Annotated in this window: 7 protein-coding genes (1 of these 7 cut by a window edge); all 7 read right to left on the bottom strand. The window is 39.4% G+C overall.

Annotation, left to right across the window (positions count from 1 at the left end; translation table 11 throughout):
* Tightly spaced (each overlapping or abutting the next), the 7 genes in view from HX13_RS11985 to HX13_RS25590 form a layout consistent with a single transcriptional unit that may run on beyond the window.
* Positions 1-795, bottom strand: a complete 795-nt coding sequence (locus HX13_RS11985; protein ID WP_050021251.1) for a thioesterase II family protein — start codon at positions 793-795, stop codon at positions 1-3.
* A complete protein-coding gene (locus HX13_RS11990) occupies positions 785-4,147 on the bottom strand; it encodes a non-ribosomal peptide synthetase (RefSeq protein WP_050021252.1) in 3,363 nt (1,120 codons plus the stop codon). Before HX13_RS11990 ends, HX13_RS11985 begins: the two co-directional genes overlap by 11 nt.
* On the bottom strand, positions 4,098-7,727 hold the full coding sequence (locus HX13_RS11995) for an amino acid adenylation domain-containing protein (protein WP_316931306.1): 3,630 nt from the start codon (positions 7,725-7,727) through the stop codon (positions 4,098-4,100). The genes HX13_RS11990 and HX13_RS11995 overlap by 50 nt, the downstream gene beginning before the upstream one ends.
* Positions 7,651-10,935 carry a non-ribosomal peptide synthetase gene (locus tag HX13_RS12000; RefSeq protein ID WP_050021254.1) on the bottom strand — a complete coding sequence of 1,095 codons (3,285 nt, stop codon included), beginning with the start codon at positions 10,933-10,935 and terminating at the stop codon, positions 7,651-7,653. Before HX13_RS12000 ends, HX13_RS11995 begins: the two co-directional genes overlap by 77 nt.
* Positions 10,907-12,670 carry a condensation domain-containing protein gene (locus HX13_RS12005; protein WP_050021255.1) on the bottom strand — a complete coding sequence of 588 codons (1,764 nt, stop codon included), beginning with the start codon at positions 12,668-12,670 and terminating at the stop codon, positions 10,907-10,909. Before HX13_RS12005 ends, HX13_RS12000 begins: the two co-directional genes overlap by 29 nt.
* Complete coding sequence (locus tag HX13_RS12010; protein WP_128572377.1) at positions 12,633-16,961, bottom strand: amino acid adenylation domain-containing protein; 4,329 nt, start codon at positions 16,959-16,961, stop codon at positions 12,633-12,635. Before HX13_RS12010 ends, HX13_RS12005 begins: the two co-directional genes overlap by 38 nt.
* Positions 16,888-18,027: the 3' portion of a non-ribosomal peptide synthetase gene (locus HX13_RS25590; RefSeq protein WP_050021257.1), read on the bottom strand. 198 nt of this gene lie beyond the right edge of the window; only the last 1,140 of its 1,338 coding nucleotides appear in the window; its start codon lies beyond the right edge, outside the window — the gene reads right to left on this strand; it ends in the stop codon at positions 16,888-16,890. Before HX13_RS25590 ends, HX13_RS12010 begins: the two co-directional genes overlap by 74 nt.

Raw genomic sequence — 18,027 nt, forward strand, 5'->3', positions numbered from 1 at the left:
TTATTTAGCCATTGCGGCATTCATCAGGTTTTTGATAACCTGAGCCAGATAATTGAAATTCTGATTGATGAAGAAATGGTTTCCATTTACAATCTGACATTCACAGGATGCTTCTGTATACTTGGCCCAGTTTCTTATATTCAGGGCATATTTTTCACTCTTCCCCATTACAGCAAAGATTGGAGTCTGTATTTTTATATCAGGGGTCTGGTTATTCTTATTTTCCAGAAGCCCGAAGTCTCCTCTCAGTAGGGGCTCAAAGAAGTCTAATAATTCTTCATACTGCATTACCTCATCGGAAATCCCGCCCAGTTTTCTTACTTCAGCGAAGAATTCTGTTTTGGGAAGGTCTGCAATAGGCGGAGTATTTTTTATGCCCGGCCCCGGATATCCGGTAGCAACAAAATGTACGGGAGCATCGTTCTCTTTTTCCATAGCGTGGCAAATTTCAAAACCCAAAATAGCTCCCATGCTGTGACCGTAGATCAAATAAGGAACATCTTTTTGTCGGGTACGTTTTATCTGGATCAATATGTCTGCTATGGCTTCTTGTTTATCTTTTAAAGGGGGTTCTGACATCCGGTTTCCTCTTCCCGGGAGTTCCGGTGTTTCGATCTGGAATTGTGACTGTAATTCTTCTATTAAAGGGCGGAAAGAATTCCTGTCTCCGCCGGCATAGTGTAATAAAAATATCTGTGGTTTTGATGATCTTACGTTGTTCATAGGTTTTTCTTTTCTTTTTTTACAGGAAAGCATGGGAGACTGTGATCTCCCATAGCTTTTTTTATTTTCCAACTGTTTGATTAATGATATCCAGGATCTGTTCCTCTTTCTCTAACATCATCTGATGCGAAGATTCAATAGGATAAACAGAAAGTAGATCTCTGTTTTCTACGATCGAGTCTATATTGTTGTACATTGAATTTTTAATATGATTATTAAATGATTCATTGAATGTATCTCCACTCTGCATTGCTTTCAGCAATACAACCTGGGTTGATTTCAGAGTATTGGAAATAGGCTCTTTTGCAATGGTAAACTCTGCTGACATGAAGTTTTTGGTGGCTATAAAATGACTGTCACCAATCGGAACAGCTAGCCTATTACTTAATTCTTCATCTGTGGGGAATGAAAGGAAATCTATTAATGTCTGATCTGATGCATACAGGATCGTATCCAGCAAATAAACCTTAATTTTTTGATGCCTTCTTTTTTCCAGCTCAGCAGCGATCTCCAATGCAATATTTCCACCCAGAGACCATCCCAGCAAAATGTATTCATCCTGATTTGTCTGCTCCTGTATGACCTCAATATGCTCCAAATAATAATTGGCTAGCCTGTTGAGGTTATCAATTTTCTCTTCATGGTACAGGTTATAAGAGTCTACTCCATAGCAGTCATATTCTGATGTAAGCTTTTCTGCCAGAGACTGATAAACTTCGCTTCCTCCATTTCCCGGGTGAATAAGGAAAATATTAGGTTTATTATTAATCCCTCCCAGTGTGGATATCGTTTTATATTCTTTGTTATTCTTAGCAAGGATTACCGATAATTTGCTGATGGTTCTTTCTTTGAAGATATCCAGGATTTTGATCTGAATATCCAATAAAGCTCTTATTCTGCTGATCAGCTTAATCACCATGATACTGTTTCCTCCTAATCTGAAGAAGTCATCGTGAATGCTTATGCTTTCGACATCAATACCCAGCACTTCAGCGTAGATCTCTGTCAGTTTTTTCTGCAATTCATTTACAGGAGCTGCATATTCTGAAATACCCGTAAATTCAGGTTCAGGAAGTTGTCTTCGATCCAGTTTTCCGTTGATGGTTAAAGGAAGTTGTTCAAGGTGAACGAAAACATTCGGGATCATATAATCCGGAAGTGTTTCCATCAGGAATTCTGAAAGCAGCTGCGGATCAATTACCGGATCAGACACATAATATCCAACCAGGTATTTTATTCCTCCTTTATTTTCTTTGACCAATACGGCAGCCTGGCGAATTCCTTCATAGCTGAGTAATGTGTTTTCAATTTCACCTAACTCAATTCTATGGCCACGGATCTTCACCTGGAAGTCATTTCTTCCCATATACTCCAGATCTCCATTCGCTAATCTGCGAACCAAATCTCCTGTTTTGTATAAACGGCTGTTTTCTCCTCTTTCTTTCTGATCTGCTGTTTGGAACGGATTTACCATAAAGCGTTCTTCAGTAAGTTCAGGCCTGTTCAGGTACCCTCTTGCAATACCGGCTCCACCTATGTATAGCTCTCCTACTGCTCCTGTCGGAACAGGGCGATATTGGTTATCCAGAACGTATAAGGTTGTATTCGCGATAGCTCTACCAATATTCAACGGATTTTTATCTTCCTTATAATGATGAAGCGTAGCACATACCGTTCCTTCCGTTGGTCCATATTCATTGATAAGGGAAATGTTCTCAATGTTTTTATCCAGTGCAGGGAAGCTTTCTCCTCCTGCATGGATCAGCTGTAAGCTTGTTCCATTATCCACAATTTCCTTCAGCAGGACTGGTGGAATAAAGGAAACCTGGATGCTGTTTGTTTTAATATAATTGTTAAGATCATTTACTGAAGTTCTTAAGTCATTACTGTACAGCCAAAGAGTATTTCCATTGCATAAAGATGGGAATATCTCGTATACAAAGGCATCAAACACATAATTGGAATAAGCTCCCACATTCTGATATGTTTCAAGCTGATGAACTTCTGTCATGGCATCGATCAGATTGATCACTCCTTTATGCTCAATCATTACTCCTTTTGGAAGTCCTGTGGTTCCACTGGTATAGATTACATAAGCAAGATTTCCTGAATGGACTTCTGCAACGGGATTATGATGATCTGCTGCTGCCAGTTTCTCTATTAATCCTTTATGATTCAGCGAAACCAGATTTACACCTGAAGATACTTCATTGAGCTTACTTCTTACTTCTTCATGAATAAGAATTACCTCAGCTGCTGTATCTTTTAGAATATGGCTGATTCTTTCTGCAGGATATGAAGGATCCATCGGAACATAAGCTGCTCCGGCTTTTAATACGGCAAGAATGGCAATCAACATCTCTTCGGAACGTTCAAGGCATAACGGAACCAAATCATCCGGCTGAAGCTGATACTCGCTGATGAGGTAATTAGCCAGCTGATTTGCTTTTTCATTCAATTCCTTATAGGATAACTGAACATTCTGATATACCAATGCTGTAGCATCAGGTGTTTTAGCAGCCTGGGCTTCAAACTGCCGGTGAATGGTATTTTTATCCTGATATGGTTTTCTGTTATCATTCCAGATCTCAATGATCTCTTGGTTTTCTGTTTCTGAAAGAAGGCATAACTCTCCTATTTTCAAACTATTTATATCAGATTTTCCAGACTCTGCCATTTGGCTTAACAGGTATTGATAGGTTTCTGCTATACGGCTTATGGTTTCTTTTTTAAATAAGGAAGTCGCATAGTTGAAGGTCATCTGAATGCTATCAGGACTTTCATTGATCATCGTTGTAAGATCAAATTTTGCAGCCTGGTAGTCTACATCACCATCAAAGGGCTGGAAAATAGCATCTCCTTCCTGGATAGCAACCTCTCCACCATTGCTGGTCTGAAGCCCAAACATCACCTGGAAGACCGGATGCCTTGAAGTATCCTGCTCAACTCCCAGTTCTTCCACCAGTTTTTCAAATGGAAGATCCTGATGAGACTGTGCTTCTGTTACGGATTTTGATACCTGCAGAATAAAATCTCTGACATTTTGCTTTGGATCAATTTTCTCTCTCAATGCCAATGTATTGACAAAGAATCCGATAAGATTTTCAAGACCTGCATAATGACGGTTGGCAATCGGGCTTCCCACTATGATATCATCCTGACCTGAATAGGCAGAAAGGGTAAGATAGTAACCACTCAACATCACGTTGTACAAGCTCACTCCAAGATTTCTGGAGATTTCTTTCAGCCTAAGTGCCGTTTCTTCCGGGATATTGAATCCGATGGTATCTCCTTCATAGGATATTTCAGCCGGCCTGTGGAAATCTACCGGAAGATCTAAGCTCTGATGGTCATCCAGTTTTGTTTTCCAGTATTCAATCTGGCGATCCAGACGTTCTCCCTGAAGATAATTTCGCTGCCACAATGCGAAATCTCTGTATTGGATTTTTTAATTCAGGAAGTTTCGGCTGCTGTCCTCCCGCAATAGCATGATAGGCTTCTGCCACTTCTTTCAGGAATAGATCGGTAGACCAGCCATCAAAAGCAATGTGATGAATAACCACTGAAAGATAGCTGGTAGTATCTAATCTGAAAATACTGATCTCAACAGGAATTTCTTTATCCAAACGGAATACTTTATGAGCAGTTCTGTTTACTAATTCTTCCAACTCTCCTCTGCTTTCGGCCTCTATTGTTCTGATTTCCGGAATATGGTTGGTAACTACCTGATAGCCTACTCCGTTTTCTGTTGTCATAATGAACGTACGAAGGACTTCATGACGTTGAATTACTGTCTCCAAAGCCTTAACTAAAGCCTTGATATCCGTTTTTACGCTCAAAGTAACAGTCATTGGAATGTTATAAGCACTGCTTCCGCCTTCGTAGGATTCTATAAACCATAGTCTTTCCTGAGCAAAGGATAATCTTTGTTCTTCCGGTGTGCTAACCTCAACAGGAATTATTTCAATGCTCTCAACATCAGTCTCTTCAGCTGTTAATGCGTCCTCCAATAAAGCAACTGTCTTATGATTGAATACCATTGACACACTCACTTGTAATCCCAGCTCCTGCTTAATCTTACCAATAAGCTTAATAGCCATGATACTGTTTCCTCCTAATCTGAAGAAATCATCATGAATACTGATATATTCCGGATTGATTCCCAATACTTCTCCATAAATAATACAAAGCTTTTTCTGAAGTTCATTTATTGGAGCTGTATATTCATTTCCGCCTGTAAATTCAGGTTCAGGTAACTGTTTTCTGTCAAGCTTCCCATTGATGGTTAATGGTAGTGATTTTAAATGAATGAAAGCAGAAGGAATCATATATTCCGGCAATGTTTCTGATAAAAATGCAGTAAGTTTTTCCACCTCTAATGCTGTATCTGAAACATAATATCCGGCAAGGTATTTCATTCCATTCGTATTATCCTTAGCCAGTACCACAGATTGTCTTATTTGCGGATATTGGGAGAGTTTGTTTTCTATTTCACCCAACTCTATTCTATACCCTCTAATCTTCACCTGGAAGTCGTTACGGCCAATGTATTCTATGTTCCCATCTGCTAAATAGCGAACCAGATCCCCGGTTTTGTATAAGCGTGCGTTTTCTCCGGTTTTCTTTTGTTCTGTAGTCTGATAAGGGTTATCAACAAATCTTTCTTTTGTAAGGTCTTCTCTGTTCAGATAGCCTCTGGCGATACCTGCACCACCCAAATAGAGTTCTCCGACAGCTCCTACAGGAAGCAAACGACCATAATTATCTAAAATATAGGTGGTGGAATTTCCTACAGGGCGGCCTATAAGCTGTACGTCACCATGTTTTACTTTTTTATAGGTTGCATAAATGGTTGCTTCGGTTGGGCCATAGAGATTATAAAGCTTCGTATATTCTGACCAGTATTTACCTGTTTCATAATCACAAGGTTCTCCTGCATAGAGTAATCCTTTAAGATCCGGATATTCTATACGTGGCAGTACGGAAAGCATTACAGGTGGTAAATATGCATAATCGATTTCATGGTTTAACAGATATCTGCTTATGGAGTCTGCATCTTTTTTCGTTTCTTCATCCAATAGATGAAGTTCATTTCCGAACAATAATGTGTTAAAGAATTCAGACACGGAAACATCAAAAACATATGAGGTATAAGCAGTTATCTTTCTTCCTTCACTGAAGCCGTAAGCTTCTCTTACCTGATTTACTACATTGATTACATTTCTATGTTCAATCATAACTCCTTTCGGAAGTCCTGTGGTTCCACTGGTGTAAATCACATAGGCTAAACTTGTTGGAGTTACTGAAGTCACAGGTGTTTTTGATGACATTGCATCAACAGCCAACTGTAGATCAGCGTTATCCAGAGAAATAACCTCAGCGTTATCCAGGATTTGTACCTTATCTGCTGTTGTCTCCTGACTGATAATGATTTTGGCATCGGTATCTGTAAGAATATGCTCTATTCTTTCTGTTGGGTATGACGGATCCATCGGAACATAGGCCGCTCCGGATTTTAATACTGCCAGAATCGCAATCAACATATTTTCTGAACGTTCCAGACATAGCGGAACAAAATCATCAGGTTGAAGATCGTAGGTTTGAAGCAGATAGTTCGCCAGACGGTTTGACCTGTCATTCAATTCTTTATAAGACAATCGGATATCTTTGTAAACCAGCGCAGTGTGATCCGGTGTTTTGGCTGCCTGCTCTTCAAAACGCTGATGAAGGGTTGTATTATATGAAATATTTAAATCTGCAGTATCATTCCATGAATTCAATAAAACAAAATGATTATCAGTTACATATGAAATATCATTTGAATTCATATCAGGATTTTTTACAATCTGATCCAACATCAATTCCATTCCTTTTACCAGCTGATTCATCGTTTCTGATTCAAAAATAAAGCCTTCGTAATTGATTTTAAGGGTCACACGATCTCCTTGTTCCGAAGCCATTATGCTTAACGGATAATCCAGTTTTTCAACAGAATCTCTGAAGGCAAAACCTAATTCATTATTTCCGCCTCCTTTTGGTACCGGATAGTTTTCATACACAAATAAGCTGCTGAAAATACGGCGCCCATCATGATGAAGCTCTGCAAGGCTAATATCGCTATGAGAATTTAGCTCACTGATCCTGTTCTGGATTTCCATAATACGATCTATCACACGTCCTTCTTCATGGCTCACAATTAATGGCAAGGTATTGATATACAATCCGGCTGAGGATTCTATCCCATCAATAGGTAGATTTCTTCCTGAAACAGTTGTTCCTACTACTGTGGTCTGCAATCCGCTGTACAGTCTTAACTGACTGTGCCATAAATATTGCATTACTGCATTTACCGTTAATCCATGAGCTTTTGTAAGGTCTTTCAGATTATTATATCTGTCTCCACTTATCAGCATCGTTACCTTCTGATGGTCTTTAATGTGGCGGTAAGTTCCTAAATCTATCTGTCTCTGAGCTTCTTTTACAAGGCTTTTCAGGTCTTCCTGATCTTCAAGAAGGGTCATATACTGATTCCAGAAGCTGCGCCCTGCCTGTTTATTAGCCTGTAAATATTTCTGACTCGCTGCATATGCAGAATCCGTTAATAGAGTTGGTTCCTGACCGTGAAGCTGGTGCAGATAGGCATCATGAACACTATTCATAATAACAGGCATACTCCATCCATCCAGAATAGCATGGTGATTGCTGAACAGGCAGCTGTAATGTCCTTCGTTTCGTTTGAAAAGATACACTCTGAAAAGATTTCCCTTAGAAAGATCATACCCTTCAAAACGATCGTTATGAGTAACTTCTTTAATCCATTCTTCCTGAGCTTCTTGAGACATCGTACTGATATCTTCATATCGCCAGTCTAATTGTCCTTCTTTATCAATTACCTGTACAATTTCTCCATTCCAATCAAATCGAATTCTAAGAGATGGATATTGTGCCTGAATTAATTCCCAGGAATTTTTTAAGCTTATCTGTATTGATTTTAGCCTGATAATCCCACATTAACTGTACTCTGTAGGCATCATCTTTTTCTCCCTGATTCAGGGCATGGTATACGAAACCTTCCTGTAAGCTGTTCGCAAGATATACACCTTCTATTTCTCCTTTCTCCTGAATGGCTGAAAGTTGAGCATTTTCTACTACATAATCTACGTCTGATACTGTAAGATAACTTCTACTTTCTTCTGAAAGGTTCTTAATAATAGTTTCAAGGTTCTGTTTGAAGCTTTCGGCTAAAAGGGTGATCTTTTCATCAGAAAGGTATCCTGAAATTCCGAATCTAAGCTGTCCGTCCACTACAGCCCCGTTGATGCTTACAAAATGACTGTCACGGTTGGAAGCTGCCACTCCGGCACCACTGTTTTCAGCAGCAATGAACCATGTTTTTTCTCCGGAAATATCATCCTGATCAAGCTGGCCTAAGTAATTGAAACTGATTTTCGGTAATTCACGGTTGATATATCCAACAAGGCTACCATATCCGATTCCATTATTCGGAATACTCCTTAAGGATTCTTTGATAAGAATAACGGTTTCTTTTGATGATTTCCCTGTTTCCAGCTGCACCGGATACATGGTAGTAAACCAACCCATTGTTCCGGTAATGTCTAATTGGCTGAATACTTCTTCACGGCCGTGTCCTTCCAGTAGAATAGCATGACGCTCATCTCCGGTAACTTCAGTAAGAGCAGAAGCTAAAGCAGACAACAGTAAATCATTGATCTGAGTATGATATATATGATGTACTCCACGAATCAGGGTTCCTGTGGATTCTTTATCCAACTGAAGATGACCATGGTGATAATCTTCAGTAATCAGTTCAGATAATGTTGAATTGCTTTCCTCAACTGTATCAGCAATATGATTCCAATAGGAGGTTTCCTGATCTCTGGATTCCGGATTGTCTTTTTTATAAGTTCTGATGGCTTCTACCCATTGGCGGTAGCTGCTTCCTTTCTGAATCTGGTAATTTTCTCCTTTTTCAAGGGTCTGGTAGATGTTTTTCAGATCTTCGGTAAGGATTCTCCAACTCACCGCATCAATAATAATGTGATGGAATGCAAAGAATACTCTTGCACTTCTGTCCTGATAACCATTGATGTACCCAATCTGATACAACGGGCCATTTTCAATATCGAAATGGGACTGCCAATCTGTGAAAATATCAGCTAATTCTTCCGCATTTAAACCAGATGCATCAAGATACTTAATTTCAGGAGTTTTTTGACCTGTTTTATATTCCTGAGTATGGCCTGTATATCTTAGCCTGAATGCATCATGCTTCGTCAACAATTGCTCTACAGCCTGTTCAAAAAGAACTTTGTCAAGCTCGGGAACATTGATTAAGAATGCCTGGTTCCAGTGATTAAATTCTGTAAGATAACCTGATTCTTTTTGTTCAAAGAACCATTCCTGTACCGGAAGAAGCGGCACTTCTCCTGTCAAAATTCCCTGTTCGGTAAGAATAGTGGCTTCATCACCAAGCTTTTTATCTTCTATCAATTGGGACAACGAAGCTACCGTTCGGGCTGTAAAGACTTCTTTTACACTTAATCTTACTTCTAACTGCTGGCGGATCTTCCCTACCAGCTGAATACTGATAATACTGTCCCCGCCCAATCTGAAGAAATCATCATGAATACTAATAGTTTCCGGATCAAGACCAAGTACATCACCATAGATCTGGCAAAGTGCAGACTGAAGCTCTGTTTCGGCAGCTACATAATTTTTACCTGCAGTAAATTCAGGTTCCGGTAATGCTCTTCTGTCTAATTTTCCGTTAATGGTAAGCGGAAGTTCAGTCAGGTGAACAAAGGCACCTGGCACCATATATTCCGGAAGGGACTCTGAAATAAATTCAGAAAGAATATTAGCATCAATAGCTGAATCAGAGACATAATAAGCAGCCAGGTATTTTAAGCCTGATTTATTTTCTCTTGCTAATACTGCTGTCTGGCGGATGCCTTCAAACTGAAGCAAGGTATTTTCAATTTCCCCCAATTCAATTCTGTGACCACGAATTTTCACCTGGAAGTCGTTTCTTCCTCTGTATTCCAGTTCTCCGTTTGGCAGCCAGCGAACTAAATCCCCGGTTCTGTATAAACGGCTGTTTTCACTTCGTTCTTTCTCTCCTGGTGTCTGGAAAGGATTTACCATGAAACGTTCTTCTGTAAGTTCAGGTCTGTTCAAATATCCTCTGGCAATGCCTGCTCCACCGATAAACAACTCTCCTACTGCTCCTACAGGAACTGGACGATATTGAGCATCCAGAACATATAAGGTTGTATTGGCAATGGCACCTCCAATATTCAATGGATTTTTATCTTCTTTGTAATTGTGAAGCGTTACACATACGGTTCCTTCTGTTGGTCCGTATTCGTTGACAAGGGTAATGTTTTCAATATTTTTATCCAATGCCGGGAAGCTTTCACCTCCTGCAAAGATCAGTTTTAAGCTTGTTCCGTTTTCCACGATTTCTCTTAACAGAACCGGTGGAATAAATGAAACTTCGATCGCATTGGTTTTGATATAATCATTAAGCTCATTTACTGAGATTCTAAGCTCATTGGTGTATAACCATAAAGTATTTCCGTTGCACAATACAGGAAAGGCTTCATACACAAAGGCATCAAATACATAATTGGAATAGCATCCTACTTCCTGATACTCTTCAAGTCGGTGCGCCTTAATCATTGATTTGATGAGGTTTATTACTCCTTTATGTTCAATCATTACTCCTTTTGGAAGTCCTGTCGTTCCACTGGTGTAGATTACATAAGCCAGGTTTCCTGAATTTACCTCTGTAACAGGGTTGTTAGTCATTTCTGTCTCAAGCGTTGCTTTAAGCGTAACTTCATCGAGTGAAATGACTTTTATATTCTGTACTTTCTCTATTGTACTTTTCTGTGCAATGACCAGTTTTGCCTGGGTATCTTCTAAAATATGTCCTATTCTGTCCGCTGGATATGAAGGGTCCATTGGTACATAGGCAGCTCCTGCTTTTAATACGGCAAGGATCGCGATCAGCATATTTTCTGATCTTTCAAGGCAAAGCGGAACCAAATCATCAGGCTTAAGTTTATACTGATGGATCAGATGATTTGCTAAACGGTTGGATTGTTCATTAAGCTCACGATATGAAAGTTTAATATCATTATAAACCAAAGCTATGGTATCAGGATTTTTTTTCAGCCTGATATTCAAATGCCTTGTGAATGGTCATTTCTGACGGATAATCTTCCTGGGTCTCATTCCAATCTGCGATGATCTGCTGAGTTTCTTTCTCTGATATCAATGAAAGATTACGGATTGGAGTCTGATCAGTGTTGACTTCGATGATCTGATCTAAAAGAAGCTGATAAGAGTCTGCCATTCGGGTAATGGTTTCTTCTTTAAACAAGGCTTTCGCGTAATTGAACATGATGCGCATCTTTTCTCCGTCATCATCAATCATCGTAGTAAGATCGAATTTGGCTGCTTTATAATCTACTTCTCCTGCAAAAGAATGGAATAATACCTGTCCTTCGCTTGCTTTCACATCTTTATCAACACTTTGAAGACCAAACATTACCTGGAAAACAGGATGTCTTGAAGTATCCTGCTCCACGCCAATCTCATCTACCAGTTTTTCAAATGGAAGATCCTGGTGAGACTGGGCTTCATTAACTGATTTTGATACCTGAAGAATAAAATCACTGATATTCTGTGCAGGATTTATTTTTTCTCTTAAAGCCAATATATTGACAAAGAAACCAATAATGTCTTCAAGGCCTGCATGATGACGGTTGGCAATCGGGCTTCCTACTACAATATCGTCCTGACCGGAATAAGCAGACAGCATCAGATAATAGCCCCCTAACATCAGACTATAAAGACTTACTCCCAGTTTCTGGGAAAGGACTCTAAGTTTTTCCCCCTGTTCTTTATTCAGATGGAAATACAGGTTTTCTCCTTCGTAGGATATCTGAGCTGGTCTTTTGAAATCTGAAGGTAAGTCCAGATTCTGGAAATCATCCAGTTTATTTTTCCAATAATTAATTTGACTATCGAGGCGTTCTCCTGAAAGATAATTACGCTGCCATAATGCAAAGTCTCTGTATTGAACTTTTACAGGGGAAAGTTCCGGTTCTTTTCCTTCAACGAGAGCGTAATAAACAGAGGCTACTTCTTTTAGGAAAACATCGGTAGACCATCCGTCGAAAGCAATGTGATGAACTACAACAGACAGATAAACCTGCCCTGCAAGGCTGAACATATTGATTTCTACAGGAAGTTCTTCATCTAACCTGAAGATTTTGTTCACACATTTATTGACAGAACTTTCTAATTCTTCCTCATTCTTCACTTCTGAAACTTTAATTTCAGGAATGAGGTCTGTAACCTTCTGATATCCTACTCCATTTTCAGTGGTGTGAATCATGGAACGAAGTATATCGTGTCGCATAACCACAGTTCTCAAAGATTCCTCAAACAGATTGATCTGAATGCTGTCATCTAATCTTGTAACGATAGGAATGTTATAGGCACTGCTTCCGTCTTCATAGGATTCTATAAACCAAAGTCTTTCCTGGGCAAAGGATAATTTTTGCTCTTCAGGGGAATTAACTTTGATTGGAACAAGCTCTATTTGTTTATCATTATTATTTTCCTGAGCCAGAACATTGGAAAGAGAGGCCACAGTTTTATGATTAAATACCATTCCTATGTTAACCTGCAGATCAAGATCCTGTCTGATTTTGCTGATTAATTTAACCGCCATGATACTATTTCCTCCCAATCTGAAGAAATCATCATGAATACTGATCATTCCAGGGTTAATTCCTAATACATCACCGTACACTTTGCATAGTTTTTCCTGTAATTCATTTTCAGGAGCAACATAATGAGTGCTTCCGGTAAACTCAGGTTCTGGTAACGCTTTTTTTATCCAGTTTACCATTGATTGTCAACGGTAAAGAGGTTAAATGAACGTAGATTCCCGGAACCATGTATTCAGGAAGTGATTCTGACAGATATTCTGACAGTAAGGATGAATCTATGGCTGTATCAGATACATAATACCCGGCAAGATATTTCAAGCCGGCCTTATTTTCCTTGGCTAAAACAGCCACCTGACTGATTTCAGGATAACCCAGTAATTGATTTTCAATTTCACCAAGCTCTATTCTATAGCCTCGGATCTTCACCTGGAAGTCATTTCTTCCAATATATTCAAGCTCTCCGTTGGATAACCAGCGTACTAAATCTCCGGTTTTGTATAAACGCCCGTTATCTTCTTTTACCTTCTGATTTTCAGTCTGGAAAGGGTTTGCAATGAAACGTTCTTCTGTAAGATCTGTTCTGTTCAGATAGCCTCTTGCAATTCCAGCTCCGCCAATGTATAGTTCTCCTACTGCTCCTACAGGAACAATACGATGATGATTATCCAGTACATAAACGGTCATATTTCCGATTGGCCCACCGATATTTACAGGATTTTCATCTTCGTTATAGTGGTGAAGCGTGGCACATACAGTAGTTTCTGTTGGTCCGTAAGCATTGATAAGGTCTACTCCATGTTCTTTGTACATCGCCATCACCTGAGGATTGGTAACGTCTCCGGCTACAACAAGGATCTCTAACGGTAAAATATATTCCTTCGTTAAAAGTACTGGCGGAATAGTGGCAATACTGATGTTATTCGTTTCGATATAGTCTTTTAAAGCAGACAGATCGGTTTGAAGGTCTTTTTCTAAAATATAGATGCTATGACCATGGGTAATGGATGGATACAATTCCCAAACATGGGCATCAAATACATAATTGGCGTACCATAAACAGTTCTTTTGAGCACCTGTTCCCAGCAATCCGAATTCTTTGGCTTCCTGGTGAATCAGGTTGGCCACATTTCTGTGTTCAACCATTACGCCTTTAGGCAATCCGGTAGTTCCACTGGTGAAAATAACGTATGCTAAATTTCCTGGTTGAGTATTAGTAACAGGGTTTTTAGCATCAAAGGTTTCAAGCATTGCTTTAAAGGTAATCTCATCTAAAGAGACCACATCTGTACTTACATTTTTCAGCTTTTCTGCTGTACTTTCCTGGCCTAAAATCAGTCTTGCCCCAGTGTCCTGAAGAATGTGTTCTATTCTTTCCACAGGATAAGAAGGATCCATTGGAACATAGGCTGCTCCGGATTTTAAGACTGCTAAAATAGCAATCAGCATATTCTCGGAACGATCTAAGCATAATGGAACTAATTCGTCTGGCTGAATATTATAGGTTTGGATCAGATACTTTGCTAAGCGGTTTGCTCTTTCATTCAGTTCACTGTATGTCAGGACAGCATCCTGATAAACCAATGCAATATTTTCCGGAGTTTTCGCCACTTGTTCTTCAAATAACTGATGAATGGTTTTATCAGAAGGATAATCTGATTCTACAGTATTCCACTCTTCCATTAGAGCAATTTGATTATCAGAAACATGCAAGAATTCATCGGAAGTAATTGTCCCGTTCGCAAGGATTTGGGCAAGAACCGTTTTCATTCCATCAATCAGCTGCTCCATCGTATGCTGTTCAAAAAGAACGCCTTCATAATTGATTTTCAAGGTTACACTTTCTCCCTGTTCAAATGCCATAATTCCTAGTGGATAATCCAGTTTTTCAACTGAATCTTTGAAGACAAATCCTAATTCATTATTGTCATCGCCACCTTGTGGTACCGGATAGTTCTCGTACACAAATAAGCTGCTGAAAATACGTCTTGCATCCTGGTGAAGTTCTGCAAGGTTTACGTCACTGTGGGTATTCAGTTCACTGATTCGCTGTTGAATATCAGCAATAATATCCACCACTTTGCCTTCAGTATGCTGTACAATTAATGGAAGTGTATTGATAAAGAGACCTGCTGAAGATTCTATGTCATCTACAGGAAGACTTCGTCCGGATACGGTGGTTCCCACTACTGTGGTTTCAACGCCTCCATATACACTTAGCTGATTATGCCATAAATATTGCAGTACCGCATTAATCGTCAGACCGTTTTCAATGGTAAATTTTTTCAGCTGCTGATATTCCTCTTCAATGATAGTCATTTTTACAGCCTGATGATCTTTAATCTGGCGATAGGTTCCCACATCAATATGCTTTTGGGATTCTTTAAGCAGGCTGCTCAGGTCTTCACGATCTTCGAGAAGGTTCATATAAGCATTCCAGAAGCTTCGGCTGCTATCTTTTTGCTTCTGAAGGTATTCCTGAGTTTTGATATAGGCATGATCTGTGACAATATTCAGATCCTGTTTTTTAGTCAATTTCAGATAGATATCGTGAATACTGGTCAGTATGACAGGCATACTCCAACCATCCAACACTGCGTGATGGTTGCTGAAAAGACAGGTATAATGCTTTTCAGCACGTTTGAACAGATATACTCTGAATAATCCTCCTTTTGATAAATCATATACTTCAAAGCGGTCTTTTTGGGTAGCTTCTCTAATCAATTCTTCCTGCTTTTCTTCATTCATTGTACCCAGATCCTGATAACGCCAATCTAGGCTTCCTTTTTTATCAATGATCTGAATAATTTCTCCGTTCCAGTCAAATCTAAGTCTTAGTGCAGGAAACTGCTGTTGAGTGTAAGACCATGCTTCTTTAAGGGCCTCCACATTCATATCCGAAAGATAATCCCATACCAATTGTACACGATAGGCATCATCTGTATCTCCCTGGTTCAAGGCATGATACACAAATCCTTCCTGAAGACTGTTTGCCATATATATTTTCTCAACCTCTGCCGATTCCTGAACTGATAAGAGTTGTTGATCCTCTATGATATAATCAATATCCGAACGGGTAAGGAAGCTGCGGGTATGTTGAGAAAGTTCTTCCACCACATGAATAATCTGTTTTTTAAAAGATTGTGCAAACTGCTCTACCTGTTGTTGAGTAAGATATCCTGAAATACTGAAACGAAGCTGTCCATTCAATACTCCACCATTAATACTGATAATATGGCTGTCTTTGTTCCCTTTTCCTATTGAAAGACCGGTATCTTCTGCTGCAATAGACCATGTTTTTTCACCGGAATGGTCTTCCTGATCCAGCTGTCCAAGATAATTGAATCCAATCTTCGGAAGTTCGTGGTTAGTATAGCCAACAAGGCCTCCATACCCAACACCATGATCCGGAATTTCCCTTAAGGCTTCTTTGGTCAATATTACTGTATCACTCGCATTTGCTCCGGTTGTCAGTAATAGTGGATACATTGAAGTAAACCAGCCTACCGTTTCCGTAATATCCAGATTAGTGAATACCTCTTCACGGCCATGTCCTTCCAATACGATAGCATGTCGGGATGCTCCGGTGAAATCTTTAAGTGCAGATGCCAATGCAGCCAACAGCAGATCATTGATTTCAGTGTGGTATACGTGATGGCTTCCTCTAATCAGTTTTTCAGTAGTATTCTGATCCAGAAGAAGGATATCATGATGGTATTCAGTACCTGAAATTTCTTCAAGAGTCTGATTACTTTGATCTACATCAGAAGTTATTCCATTCCAATAAGCCAGTTCTTTATCTCTGGATTCAGCATCTTCAGATTTATAATTTTTAATCGCCTGTGCCCATTGGCGGTAGCTACTGCCTTTCTTAATCTGATAATTTTCTCCTTTTTCAAGCGTCTGATAGATGTTTCTGAGGTCTTCAAGAATGATTCTCCAGCTTACAGTATCAATAATAAGGTGATGGAAAGCAAAGAAAACTCTTGCGGTTTTATCCTGATATCCTGTGATGTAGCCAATATTGTAAAGTGGTCCTTTTTCAATCTCAAACTGCTCCTGCCATGTGGTGAAGATACCGGAAAGCTCTTCCTTATTCAATTGGGAAACATCAAGATAATTGATTTTTACCCTTGCATTCTGATCTCCGTAATACTGACTATAATTTCCGTTTTCAAGAGGATAATATAATCTGAAAGCATCATGTTTTTTAATCAGAAGCGTAATGCTTTTTTCTAAAAGACTGCGATCCAGTTCCGGAACATTAATCAAGAATGCCTGATTCCAGTGGTTTGAATCTGCCAGGTAACCCTTTTCTTTTTCGCTAAAGAACCATTCCTGAACAGGGAGAAGCGGAACTTCACCTGTAAGGATTCCTTGTTCTGTAAGAATCTCAACTTCAGCTCCTGATTTTTTCTCTTCCATCAGAACCGCCAATGCTGCTGCGGTTCTTGAGGAGAATATTTCTTTCACGCTCAGTCTTACCTCCAGACGTTTGTTTTATTTTTCCTACCAGCTGAATACTGATGATACTATCCCCTCCTAATCTGAAGAAATCATCATGAATGCTGATACTTTCGGCATTGATTCCCAGTACTTCTCCATAAATTTCTACAAGATTCTTCTGAAGTGCAGTTTCAGGTGCAGAGTATTCTTTGTTTCCTGTGAAATCAGGTTCCGGTAAGGCTCTTTTATCCAGTTTTCCATTGATTGTTAATGGTAAGGCATCTAAGTGAACAAAAGCTCCGGGAACCATATATTCAGGAAGAGTTTCAGATAAATATTCTGAAAGCAACCCTGAATCAATCATTGCATCAGAAACATAGTATCCGGCCAGATATTTAATTCCTGATTTATTTTCTTTGGCTATGACAGCAACCTGACGAATGCCTGGATAGCCTAACAATGTATTTTCAATCTCTCCTAATTCGATACGATAGCCACGGATTTTCACCTGGAAATCGTTTCTTCCGATATACTCCAATTCTCCGTTTGGTAACCAGCGTACTAAGTCTCCGGTTTTATACAACCTTCCATTCTCTCCTTTTACGTGTTGTTCAGAAGTTTGGAAAGGATTGGAAATAAAACGTTCTTCGGTAAGCTCAGGACGGTTCAAATAGCCTCTGGCAATACCTGCTCCGCCGATATAAAGCTCTCCGGCTGCACCTACAGGTACAGGACGTTGATAATCATCCAGAACATACACCGTCATATTCCCAATAGCTCCTCCGATATTCACCGGATTGCCATCTTTGTTATAATGATGTAAAGTAGCACATACGGTACTTTCTGTAGGTCCATAGGCATTGATAAGATCTACTCCCTGTTCTTTATACAGCTTCATCACCTGAGGATTGGTAACATCTCCTGCCACCACCATTATTTCTAAAGGAAGAATATGGTCTTTTGTGAGAAGTACCGGTGGTATGGTCGCAATACTGATATTATTTTCATGTATATACTCCTGTAAAGCAATAAGATCGGTCTGTTTATCTTTTTCCAGGATATAAATGCTGTGTCCATGTGTTATGGACGGATA

Origin of the sequence: Chryseobacterium sp. P1-3, assembly GCF_000738495.1 — a bacterium.
GTDB lineage: Bacteria > Bacteroidota > Bacteroidia > Flavobacteriales > Weeksellaceae > Chryseobacterium > Chryseobacterium gallinarum.

Coding starts and splice junctions, on each gene's coding strand:
- HX13_RS12005 (WP_050021255.1), bottom strand. CDS start 12,670: ATGGTAAACTGGATAAAAAAAGCGTTACCAGAACCTGAGTTTACCGGA.